This is a genomic window from Sutterella wadsworthensis 2_1_59BFAA, from assembly GCF_000297775.1.
GTDB lineage: Bacteria > Pseudomonadota > Gammaproteobacteria > Burkholderiales > Burkholderiaceae_F > Sutterella > Sutterella wadsworthensis_A.
The window spans coordinates 351,073-361,968 of the sequence record NZ_JH815513.1 but is presented as its reverse complement, the minus strand read 5'-3'; the positions used below and the strand labels follow the sequence as shown (position 1 = coordinate 361,968).

General features: G+C 62.3%; 9 protein-coding genes. 7 read left to right on the top strand and 2 right to left on the bottom strand.

The annotated features are described in order from the left end of the window. Window positions 1-133 precede the first annotated feature (133 nt). Both HMPREF9465_RS01655 and HMPREF9465_RS01650 read right to left on the bottom strand, forming a co-directional pair. Window positions 134-1,303, bottom strand: coding sequence for a hypothetical protein (locus tag HMPREF9465_RS01655; RefSeq protein WP_005433468.1), 1,170 nt, complete (start codon window positions 1,301-1,303; stop codon window positions 134-136). Between the two features lie 296 nt (window positions 1,304-1,599). Then, entirely contained in the window at window positions 1,600-3,366 is a 1,767-nt protein-coding gene (locus HMPREF9465_RS01650) for a PhoH family protein (protein WP_005433458.1), read from the bottom strand. A 288-nt stretch (window positions 3,367-3,654) separates the two neighbouring features. Here HMPREF9465_RS01650 and thrC point away from each other — a divergent pair, with 288 nt between their 5' ends. The 7 genes from thrC (at window position 3,655) to clpB (ending at window position 10,778) form a co-directional block, all read left to right on the top strand. Continuing rightward, window positions 3,655-5,091 (top strand): threonine synthase, encoded by a 1,437-nt coding sequence (gene thrC, locus HMPREF9465_RS01645; RefSeq protein WP_005433457.1) that lies wholly within the window; start codon window positions 3,655-3,657, stop codon window positions 5,089-5,091. Next, the gene (mobB, locus tag HMPREF9465_RS01640; protein WP_005433456.1) at window positions 5,084-5,572 is read left to right on the top strand and encodes a molybdopterin-guanine dinucleotide biosynthesis protein B; all 489 of its coding nucleotides are present in this window, start codon (window positions 5,084-5,086) and stop codon (window positions 5,570-5,572) included. Before thrC ends, mobB begins: the two co-directional genes overlap by 8 nt. Further along, window positions 5,569-6,774: a gephyrin-like molybdotransferase Glp gene (glp, locus tag HMPREF9465_RS01635; RefSeq protein ID WP_005433455.1), complete on the top strand. Its 1,206-nt coding sequence runs from the start codon at window positions 5,569-5,571 to the stop codon at window positions 6,772-6,774. The genes mobB and glp overlap by 4 nt, the downstream gene beginning before the upstream one ends. Before the next feature lie 53 nt (window positions 6,775-6,827). Beyond that, on the top strand, window positions 6,828-7,085 hold the full coding sequence (moaD, locus tag HMPREF9465_RS01630) for a molybdopterin converting factor subunit 1 (protein WP_005433454.1): 258 nt from the start codon (window positions 6,828-6,830) through the stop codon (window positions 7,083-7,085). 2 nt (window positions 7,086-7,087) lie between these two features. Continuing rightward, the gene (gene moaE / locus HMPREF9465_RS01625; protein WP_005433453.1) at window positions 7,088-7,558 is read left to right on the top strand and encodes a molybdopterin synthase catalytic subunit MoaE; all 471 of its coding nucleotides are present in this window, start codon (window positions 7,088-7,090) and stop codon (window positions 7,556-7,558) included. Beyond that, the gene (locus tag HMPREF9465_RS01620) at window positions 7,555-7,947 is read left to right on the top strand and encodes a fluoride efflux transporter CrcB (RefSeq protein ID WP_005433452.1); all 393 of its coding nucleotides are present in this window, start codon (window positions 7,555-7,557) and stop codon (window positions 7,945-7,947) included. The genes moaE and HMPREF9465_RS01620 overlap by 4 nt, the downstream gene beginning before the upstream one ends. Before the next feature lie 236 nt (window positions 7,948-8,183). Beyond that, window positions 8,184-10,778 carry an ATP-dependent chaperone ClpB gene (gene clpB / locus HMPREF9465_RS01615; protein ID WP_005433451.1) on the top strand — a complete coding sequence of 865 codons (2,595 nt, stop codon included), beginning with the start codon at window positions 8,184-8,186 and terminating at the stop codon, window positions 10,776-10,778. The last annotated feature ends 118 nt before the right edge of the window (window positions 10,779-10,896 follow it).

Below are 10,896 nucleotides of genomic sequence, written 5' to 3'. Positions count from 1 at the left end.
GCTACAGCCAGGTGGTCTGCTGCCATGCCTCAGTTCGCTCTGCTGTTTGGCGAGCGCTTTACAGGTGCCATGGAGTAAGACAAGGGGTATGATTAGACTACCCGCGCTATCGCATCAGGTCTGGCATACTGCATCACAAAAAACAAAGGGCAGCCTCGTTGGGCTGCCCCTGGAATAACCTCCCCAGACACAGAAATCCTGACACTCCCAGATCGGGAGACAGGTACAGCGTCTGATCGAAGGGCGGCCGTCTGTTTTGCTGATTTTCGTAGGGCGGAATCGTGCGGACGGGATCGATGGTGCACAGTGCGTCAATGATGTCGTCCGCTTCTTCGAGCTCCTTCACGAGTTCGGCCTGTGCACGGGATTCGACGCCTTGCGGGCAATGAAGATACTTGAATGCGCGTACCAGCGTCTTCTGCAGTCTGGCCGGTTCAAGTGCCTGATCGTCAAAGAGGTGGGGAGCGTTGAAATACCAGCGATGGGCGCGAAGCTGAAGATTCGAGAGGTTGCCCAGAAGCCGCCACAGGCGGTCCACGCCGCCGAAAGCCTCAGCAGCCTTCGACAGACGGGTGTCCCGATGCATGTCGGCATGAATGTCGGAAAGGTACTGAGTGCGGTGCTTGTGTCCGAGAACGCACTGCATGTTGATCGATTCCGCTTCGTCGATCAGCATTTTGAACACACTGATGATGTGCTTGATCTTGTTCTTGTCGTCGGGAATCAAGCCTGTCAGATACTTCTTGAAGTCTTTCTCGGAAAGGCGTTCGGCAAGGAGCGAGGAGATTTTGCTCAGATCCTGCGATAGTGTTTCCCATTGGATGGCGAGATCGGTTCCTGCATAAAAATACTTTCCAAGAATCTCGTGCTCGGAAAACACTTCAGGCTCGATGTTTTCAAGGACGGTCAGGTCGTTGTCGGTTTCGGTTTCGAGACGATTGTAGCCACGACGGCGCAGGAGACTGCCGACCGCTTCAGCAAGACGGCGAGTTTCCGAAGAAGTGAGCGTGACGCTCTTTGCGGCCAGCTTCTCGCGGATGATGAGCATGGCCATGCGACGCGCGAGTGCAAAACGCTTCTTTCCACGAATTCGATGTCGGACAGCAGTGCGGTTTCGTTGAGAATAGGTCATCTTGCCGCCGTCCTCCGGCAGCACGTAGGTTGCGGCGCGACAGTCGTCTTTGGAAGGCAGATGACTCGACTTATGCAGGATGGAGAAGGTGCCTGTGTAACGCGCGCCAAGGTCAATCGCAACGCAAGCTTGAAGGTGGTTGGTTTTTTCCTCTAAGTCGCATGCCTTCATGATGATTCCTCATGTATGGAATTTTGCATGGGGTAGTGATTGTTTTATAGCATGATAGGCTAGGCTTTGGAGTGCTGTCAATTTTCAGGGATTTCCCTTGTGAGCGTGAAAAAGGCAACAAAAAAGGCGCCTTTCGACGCCTTTTTCTTCCCGGATGTCGGATCTTGCATCAGACAGTGGCCGGAATCAAGCTTAACTTTTGGTGATTTCAGTACGTTCGGAGACGTTTTCCTGATGTTGGCTTGAGTTAAGATGTACTTGGATGATAACTCCCAATTCCCAGCCTTGCAAGTTTTTTATAGGGCTTCAGTCGCGAAGTCCGCCAGACGCGAGCGTTCGCCGCGCGTGAGCGTGATCGTGGCTGCGTGCGGCCAGCCCTGGAAGCGTTCGACGACGTAGGTGAGGCCGGAGCTGCCTTCCGTCAGGTAGGGCGTATCGATCTGGGCGATGTTGCCCAGACAGACGATCTTCGTGCCGGGGCCCGCGCGCGTGATGAGGGTCTTCATCTGCTTCGGGCTCAGGTTCTGCGCCTCGTCGATGATGACGAACTTCTTGAGGAAGGTGCGTCCGCGCATGAAACTCATCGACTTGATGCGGATGCGGGCCTTGATGAGGTCGAGCGTCGCCTGCCGACCCCAGTCGCCGCCCGTGCTGTTTTCCGAGCGGTGAAGCACCTCGAGGTTGTCCTCGAGCGCTCCCATCCACGGCGCCATCTTCTCCTCTTCGGTGCCGGGCAGGAAGCCGATGTCCTCGCCGACGCTGACGGTCGCGCGCGTCACGATGATTTCGGAGAATCGGCGCTCGTCGATCGTCTGGGTGAGGGCGGCGGCAAGGGTCATCAGGGTCTTGCCCGTGCCCGCCTGGCCGAGCAGCGTGACGAAGTCGATCTCGGGATCGGTGAGCAGGTTGAGCGCCATGTTCTGTTCGGCGTTGCGCGCATGAATGCCCCAGACCTTGAGGCGGGTTCGGTAGTCGCGCAGCAGGCGGATCGTGACCGCGTCGGGCTCGACGCTCGTGACGATGGCCATGAAGTCGGGGTCGCCCTCGATCGTCAGACACATGTTGACGACGTAGCGGCCGGCCTCCTTCGTCTCGAAGCGGTAGTGCGTCGTGCCGTCGTCCTGCCAGGACTTGAGGGATTTGCCGACGGTCGTCCAGAAGTCGGAGGGCAGCGCCATGCGGCCCGAGTAGAGCATGTCGGTGTCGTCGAGCACCTTGTCGGAGAGATAGTCCTCCGCGGGAATGCCCAACGTCGTCGCCTTGATGCGCATGTTGATGTCCTTGCTCACCAGCACGACGGCCAGATCGGGGAAGGCGCCTTCAACGCCTTTGACGACCGCGAGGATGCGGTTGTCGCCCTTGAAGGTCGGCAGTGCGGCGGGAATCGGCACGTCGACGGCGTGGGTTTCAAAGAAGAGCCTGCCCGTCGCTTCCTTGTTGCCCAGAAGCGAGAGCGGCACGCCCTGTGTCAGATCGTGTCCGTTGAGCTCCATCAGCTGATCGAGGCTGCGACTCACCGAACGCGCGTTGCGTGCGACGTCGCTCGTGCCCTTCTTGTGGTTGTCGAGCTCTTCGAGCACGGTCATGGGCAGGAAGACGTCGTGCTCGGCGAAGCTGAAGATGCTCATGGGATCGTGGATCAGCACGTTGGTGTCGAGCACGAAGAGCTTGCGCTTGTCGGCGGGCGTTGCGGCGCGTCCGCGGCGGTTGGAGTGCCTGGATTCGCGCACGTCGGACTCGGCGACTGCGGGGGCCGTCTGGGGCTTCACTGCGGTTGCGGCTTTTTTGATGGGGGGCTTCTTCACGGCGGGCTTCGCGGGCGTCTTCGCCGTCGATTTGGGGGCGGCAGTCTCCTGCGCGGTGACAGTCTTCGTCGTTTCGGCAGGCGCGGCCTTCACGGTCTTCCTCGTCGTGCGGCGGGGCTTCGAAGCCGTCTCGGGAGCCTGCGACGGTTTGGCTGCGGCCTTGGGCGCAGCCTTTCCGGCGGGCTTGGTCAGATCGGCTTCGGGACCGTAGTCGGTCAGCACGTCCCCTCGCTTGGCGGGTCTTTTCGGAAGCGGCATGGCGTTTCTCTCTAATCTATTGTCAATGAAGTCATTGTAGAGGTTCGGTGGCCGGCGGGCGTCCCCCTTCTGTCTGAAGGTCGACAAGACTTACAATTACGATCGAGTGGACGGGTGTTTCGCGTGAGCATCTGCTCGAAAGCACCTATTTCGCTGTAGGTCAAATGCCTGGGTTCCGTAAAAAACCGTCTCTTTAAGTTTTCGGAGAATGATTTTCAGGTAGTATGGCTTTATCGTCATTTGCCTGATGAGTGACAGCGACTATTTCCCCCTTTTCAAGGAGGTTTAATGCAGTACATTTCCACCCGAGGCCTCGAATCGAGCTTCTCGTTCAGCGACATTCTCTTCGAGGGCTATGCCGAGGATGGCGGCCTCTACGTGCCTGCGGTGTTCCCGAAGGTCGACGCCCACACCCTGATGACGTGGCGCGGCCTCTCCTATGCCTCGCTCGCCTTCGAGGTCATCCGCCTCTTCGCCGAGGAGCTCCCGAAGGAGGATCTCTGGCAGATCTGCTCCGAAGCCTATCAGGCCGGCAACTTCGGCCACACCCGCGGTATGTTCACGGCCGAGGAGATCACGCCCGTGAAGTGGCTCCACGACCAGGTCGGCCTGCTCGAGCTTTCGAACGGTCCGACGCTTGCCTTCGACGACATTGCCCTGCAGTTCATGTCGAGGCTCTTCGACACGTCGTTCGCCCAGGGGCGCCCGCGCACGCTGCTCGGCGCCACGACGGGCGACATGGGGGCTGCGGCCGAGGCCGCGTTCGGCGGGCACAAGAACATCAAGGTCGTCATGCTTTCCCCGAAGGACCGCATGAGCCAGTTCCAGGCGGCGCAGCTTTATTCCAATCAAGATCCGAACGTCGTCAACATCGAGGTCAACGGCACGTTCGACGAATGCCAGGACATCGTGCGCACAATCCTCGAGGATCGCGAGTACGCGAAGGCCCACGGCCTCGGCGCGATCAACTCCGTCCTCTGGGCCCGCATCGTGCCGCAGATCGTCTACTACTTCTACGGCTATCTGAGGGCCGTCGAACGCGTGGGCGAGGAGGTCGTCTTCGCGGTGCCGGGCGGCAACTTCGGCAATGCGTACGCGTGCTGGGTCGCCAAGAAGATGGGGCTTCCGATCATGCGCCTCATCGTCTGCACGAACGAAAACGACGCGATGGACGAGTTCCTTCGCACGGGTCGCTATGCGCCGAAGCCCTCGAGCGAGACGATCGCAACGTCCTCGCCCTCCACTGACATCTCGCGCGCCGCGAGCTTCGAGCGCTTCCTCTTCGACGTGCTCGGCCGCGACGGCACCCGTGTCAGGGAGCTTGCCGAGGATCTGAAGACGAAGGGCGAATTCACGCTCACGGCGGAGGAATTCCGCAAGGTCCGCCTGTCGGGCGTCGTGTCGGGTTCCTCGAACCATCCGAATCGCCTCGAGATCATCGAGCAGATGCACCTCGAGTACGACACGTACGTCGACCCGCACACGGCCGACGCGCTCTTCTCGGGCATCTACCTCCATCCCGTCGGCGTCAAGACGCTCTGCGTCGAGACGGTTCAGGCCGTCAAGTTCCCGAGGATGGTCAGGCAGGCCACGGGCGTTGCCGTCGAGCCGCCCGAGGACATGGCCGACCTCTTCAGCCGTCCGCTGCGCAAGGTCCAGACGCCTGCGTGTGAAGCGGCGGTCCGAGAGGAGATCGAGAGGCTGACGGAGCGCCCTGATGCCTAAAACGGTCGGGTTCGTCGGCTTTTCCGAAAGCGGCAAGACGACCCTTGCGACCCGGGTTGCGGCGGAACTCACCCGCCGCGGTTTCCGGGTCGCGGCGCTTAAGGACGCGCACCACGGGTTCGACATGGACAAGCCCGGCAAGGACAGCTGGCGCTACAGGGAGGCGGGTGCCTCGCAGGTGATCGTGCGCAGCGACCGAAGATGGGCCATGCTCGTTGAAACGCCTGAACAGCCGTCGGTTGAAGAGCTGCTTGCCAGATTTTCGGATGTCGACGTCATCCTTGTGGAGGGGTTTAAAAACGAGGGCGCATTCCCTAAAATTGAAGTCCGACGCAGGGCGTGCGAGGCCAATCCGAGACTCTCGCTCATGCATGACGACGTGGTGGCCGTCGCCTCCGACTTCGAGGAGCCGGACGAAAGGGTGCCGCGGCTCGACATCAACGACCCTGCAGCCGTTGCAGATTTTGTTGTAAGCCTATGATCACCTACGCCGAAGCCCTGCGCCGCCTCATGGAGAAGGCGGTGCCCGTCGAGGGAATGGAAACCGTTCCGCTCCTCTATTCAACCCACCGCGTGCTCGCCGAAGACATCGTGAGCCCTATCGCCGTTCCCGGATGGGACAACTCCCAGATGGACGGCTACGCGGTCAGAGCGGCCGAGCTGGCTGAGGCGTCCAAAGATCATCCCGTCGTGCTGCCCGTTTCCGACCGCATTCCCGCCGGTCAGGTTGGCTCAAGGCTTGCGCAGGGCAGCGTCGCGCGCATCTTCACGGGCGCGCCGATGCCCGAGGGTGCCGACACGGTCGTGCCCCAGGAAAACGTCGAGGTGACGCCCGAGGGCGTCTGCTTCAAGTCCCCCGTGCGCGAGGGCGCATGGGTCCGCCGCCGCGGCTCCGACGTGCCTCAGGGCGGCGTCGTGCTCAAGAAGGGCGCCCGCCTGACGCCCGCCGCGATCGGCATGGTCGCGTCCATCGGCCGCGCCTACGTCAAGGTTTACCGCCGTCTTCGAGTCGGCATCTTCTTTTCGGGCGACGAGCTCGTGCAACCGGGCGAACCCCTGCCGCCGGGTGGCATCTACAACTCGAACCGCTTCATGATCCGCAGCCTCCTTCAGGAGCTCGGCTGCGAGGCGCTCGACCTGGGCAGCGTGCCCGACACGCTTGAGGCCACGATCGAGGCTTTCGAGAGCGCGGCCGCCTCGGCCGACGTCATCCTGACGACGGGCGGCATGAGCGTGGGCGAAGAGGACCACATCAAGCCGGCGGTCGAAGCAGTCGGTTCGCTCAACGTCTGGCGCGTCCGTCTCAAGCCCGGCAAGCCCCTCGCGTTCGGCGAGGTGCGCGGCGTGCCCTTCATAGGCTGTCCGGGCAATCCCGTTGCGGGCTTCGTGGTCTTCCTGATGATGGCCAGACCCTACCTCCTGAGGACGATGGGCCTCACCGACATCGACGTAAAGCCCATGGCCGTGAGAGCCGACTTCGACTGGCTCAAGCCGGGCGACCGTCAGGAGTTTGTGCGCGTGCGCCGCAACGACGAGGGCGGGCTCGACCTCTATCACACGCAGAATTCGCAGGTGCTTTCCTCCTGCGCCTGGGCCGACGGTCTCGTCGACATTCCCGTGGGCGGCACCGTCCGCAAGGGCGACATGGTCAGCTACTACCCGTTCTGCCAGTTCTTCGCCTGAGAGTGGCTCGAAATGCGCAAACCTGAAACACAAGAAAAAGAGGACATAACAAAATGAAGATCCGCATCCTTTACTTTGCGCTTCTGCGCGACGCCCTCGGTCGTGCGCAGGAGGAGCTTGAGGTGCCTGAGGACGTGACGACGGTCGCAGGGCTTCGCGAGTGGCTTCGCGGCTGCGGCGAGCCGTATGCGACTGCGCTCGGCAATGCGCGCCGCGTGCGCGCGGCCGTCAATCAGGAGATGGCCGAGCCCGACGACGCCGTGAAGGCGGGCGACGAGGTCGCCTTCTTTCCGCCGGTGACCGGAGGCTGATCATGTCCCTGACGACCATTCGCGTGAGCGAGGCGGACTTCAATCCCGGCGAGGAGATCGAGAGGCTCATCGAGTCCTCTCCCGAAGCGGGCGGCGTGGCGAGCTTCGTGGGCGTGGTGAGAAACCGCAATGACGGCAACGACGTCACGCATCTCACGCTCGAGCACTATCCCGCGATGACCGAAAGGGCGCTCGCGGGCATCGTCGAGCGCGCAAGGGCACGCTGGGACGTCTGCGGCGTGACGGTCATCCACCGCGTGGGCGAGATGGCCGTGGGCGAGCACATCGTGCTCGTCGTCGTCACGAGCGCGCACCGCCGCGAGGCCTTCGAGGCCTGCGAATTCATCATGGACTGGCTCAAGACCGAGGCCCCCTTCTGGAAGAAGGAGAGGACGCCCGAGGGCGAGCGCTGGGTCGACGCGCGCGAGAGCGACGAAGAGGCCAGGCGTCGCTGGGGTGAGGCCGCACGATGACCAGGGACGGGCCGCTCTGGCTCGTGATCCTCGCCGTCGGTACGGGCGCCGGACTCGGCGCCGTCTGCCGATGGATGCTCTCCTATTTCCTCAATCCGCTCTCAGGATGGATGCTCTGGGGAACGCTCGCCTCCAATGCCGCGGGCGGCCTTCTGATCGGCGCCGCACTCGCCTGGACGAGCGCGAATCCCGAGCTGCCGCCCGCCGTACGGCTTTTCGTCATCACGGGCTTTCTCGGAGGTCTGACGACCTTCTCGACCTTTTCGGCTGAAGCCTTCTCGCTCATCACGTCGGGCGCCTTCATCAGGGCCGGCGTGCACATGGCCTCGCATTTGCTGCTGAGCCTGACGGGCACTTGGGCGGGCTGGACGGCCGTCCGCTCGCTCTGAGCACGGGAAGGCAGCCTGAACGCTCACGGCCCCGCCGGTCTTGCACCAGACGGGGTCGTTTCATTTCGTCTCTCCGAGAGTCTTGACGCCGGACAAACTCTGTAGCAACTTCAATGTCCAGGCATCTTGAAATGTCCTGCTCTATCCCCATATAGGTAGGGACATCAGATGAGAATCCCGTGATCGCAGGCAGAGTCAATGCGGTCCCATGCAGGGGTTTTCGAAGGAACAAGAACATGCGTCAAGACAAGTTAACGACTAAATTCCAGGAAGCGTTGGGCGAGGCCCAGTCGCTCGCGCTTGCTCATGACAACCAGGTCATCGAGCCTGTGCACATTCTGGCGGCTGTGCTCGCCGACGGTGAAGGTTCGAGCAGGAGCCTTCTTGAACGTGCGGGCGTGAACGTCCAGAGCCTGACGCGCGAAGTGAACTCGGCCGTCGAGCGCCTGCCGAAGGTTTCGGGCACGGGCGGCGACGTGCAGATCTCGCGCGACCTCATGAACCTCCTCAACCTCACGGAGAAGGAGGCGATGAAGCGCGGCGACGAGTTCATCTCGACGGAAATGCTGCTTCTCGCCCTCACGGAGGACAGGAGCGAGGCGGGCCGTCTTGCGAAGAATGCAGGGCTGACTCGCGCTGCCATTGAAGCGGCGGTCGAAACCGTCCGCGGCGGCGACAAGGCCGACAACCCCGATGCGGAAAGCCAGCGCGAGGCGCTCAAGAAATACACGGTCGACCTGACCGAGCGCGCCCGTCAGGGCAAGCTTGATCCCGTGATCGGTCGTGACGACGAGATCCGCCGCACGATGCAGATCCTGCAGCGCAGGAGCAAGAACAACCCCGTCCTGATCGGCGAGCCCGGCGTGGGCAAGACGGCCGTGGTCGAGGGTCTGGCGCAGCGCATCGTCAACAACGAGGTGCCCGACAGCCTTCGCGGCAAGCGCATTCTCTCGCTCGACATGGCGGGCCTGATTGCGGGTGCGAAGTACCGCGGCGAGTTCGAGGAGCGTCTCAAGAAGCTTCTGAAGGAAGTGACGGCCGAGTCCGGCAGGATCATCCTCTTCATCGACGAGCTGCACACCGTGGTGGGCGCCGGCAAGACGGAAGGCTCGATGGATGCGGGCAACATGCTCAAGCCCGCGCTCTCGCGCGGCGAGCTGCACGTGATCGGCGCGACCACTCTTGACGAGTACCGCAAGTACGTCGAGAAGGATGCCGCCCTCGAGCGCCGCTTCCAGAAGGTGTTGGTCGACGAACCGAGCGTCGAGGACACGATCGCCATTCTGCGCGGCCTGCAGGAACGCTATGAGGCGCATCATGGCGTCGAGATCACCGACCCAGCCATCGTGGCCGCGGCCGAACTTTCGCACCGCTACATCACCGACCGCTTCCTGCCCGACAAGGCCATCGATCTGATCGACGAGGCCGCGGCCCGCGTGAAGATGGAGATCGATTCCAAGCCCGAGGCTCTCGACAAGCTTGACCGCCGCCTGATCCAGCTCAAGATCGAGCGCGAGGCCATGAAGAAGGAGACCGACGACGCCTCGAAGAAGCGTCTGCAGGCGATTGAGGACGAGATCGACAAGCTCTCCCGCGAGTATGCCGACCTTGAGGAGGTCTGGAAGAAGGAGAAGAGCGAGGCGCTCGGCGCCAAGAGCGTCCGCGACGAGATCGACCGCACGCGTCACCAGATGGAGGAGTACCGCCGCACGGCCCAGTACGAAAAGCTCGCCGAGCTTCAGTACGCCGTTCTGCCCAAGCTTGAGGAACGCCTGAAGAAGGCCGAGAAGGCCGAAGCGGGCGATGCGCCCAAGCCGAAGCTTCTCAGAACCACCGTGGGTGCCGAGGAAATCGCCGAAGTCGTCAGTCGCGCAACGGGCATTCCCGTCGCGAAGATGATGGAGGGCGAGCGCCAGAAGCTCCTGCACATGAAGGATGCGCTCGAGGAGCGCGTCGTGGGGCAGGACGAAGCCGTCAAGCGCGTGGCCGAGACGATTCTGAGAAGCCGTGCAGGGCTTTCGGATCCGAACCGTCCTTACGGCAGCTTCCTCTTCCTCGGCCCGACGGGCGTCGGCAAGACCGAGCTCACGAAGGCGCTCGCGCAGTTCCTCTTCGACACGGAGGATGCGCTCGTGCGCATCGACATGAGCGAGTTCATGGAAAAGCACAGCGTCGCCCGCCTGATCGGCGCGCCTCCGGGATACGTGGGTTACGAGGAAGGCGGCTACCTGACGGAGGCCGTCCGCCGTCATCCCTACAGCGTGATTCTTCTTGACGAAGTCGAGAAGGCTCATCCCGATGTCTTCAACGTCCTGCTGCAGGTGCTTGACGACGGCCGCATGACCGACGGCCAGGGCCGCACGGTGGACTTCAAGAACACCGTGATCGTCATGACCTCGAATCTGGGCTCCTCCGAGATTCAGGAGATGATCGGCGAGTCGAGGGAGAGCGTGAAGAATGCCGTGATGACCGAGGTGCGCGAGCACTTCCGTCCGGAGTTCATCAACCGCATCGACGAGATCGTGATCTTCAACTCGCTCGGCAGCGAGGCCATCCGTCGCATCGCCGCGATCCAGCTCAAGAGCCTGCAGGCCCGCGTGGCCGCCCAGGACGTGACGCTCGAGGTGACCGACGAGGCCATGGCGGAACTCGCCGAAGTGGGCTTCGATCCGCATTACGGCGCACGTCCGCTCAAGCGCGCGATCCAGGACCACATCGAGAATCGTCTTGCGATGGTCATGCTCGAGGGTTCCGCAGGTCCCGGCGACACGATCCGCGTGGGCGCGAAGGACGGCAGGTTCACGTTCGACGTGGAGAAGGCCGCTCAGTGACGCTGAGGTGCTCGGATCCGTCCGACTCGTGAGCTGCTCATGACGAAAGGGGCTTCGCCGGCAACGGCGAAGCCCCTTCGCAGTGTGTGCGTCGCGATGCGCAATGAGGCAGCTGCAT

Bases quoted from the DNA above. Each gene is read 5' to 3' on its own strand.
- HMPREF9465_RS01650 (WP_005433458.1), bottom strand. From the start codon at position 3,366: ATGCCGCTTCCGAAAAGACCCGCCAAGCGAGGGGACGTGCTGACCGAC.
- moaE (WP_005433453.1), top strand. From the start codon at position 7,088: ATGTCCCTGACGACCATTCGCGTGAGCGAGGCGGACTTCAATCCCGGC.
- clpB (WP_005433451.1), top strand. From the start codon at position 8,184: ATGCGTCAAGACAAGTTAACGACTAAATTCCAGGAAGCGTTGGGCGAG.
- glp (WP_005433455.1), top strand. From the start codon at position 5,569: ATGATCACCTACGCCGAAGCCCTGCGCCGCCTCATGGAGAAGGCGGTG.
- HMPREF9465_RS01655 (WP_005433468.1), bottom strand. From the start codon at position 1,303: ATGAAGGCATGCGACTTAGAGGAAAAAACCAACCACCTTCAAGCTTGC.
- moaD (WP_005433454.1), top strand. From the start codon at position 6,828: ATGAAGATCCGCATCCTTTACTTTGCGCTTCTGCGCGACGCCCTCGGT.
- thrC (WP_005433457.1), top strand. From the start codon at position 3,655: ATGCAGTACATTTCCACCCGAGGCCTCGAATCGAGCTTCTCGTTCAGC.
- HMPREF9465_RS01620 (WP_005433452.1), top strand. From the start codon at position 7,555: ATGACCAGGGACGGGCCGCTCTGGCTCGTGATCCTCGCCGTCGGTACG.
- mobB (WP_005433456.1), top strand. From the start codon at position 5,084: ATGCCTAAAACGGTCGGGTTCGTCGGCTTTTCCGAAAGCGGCAAGACG.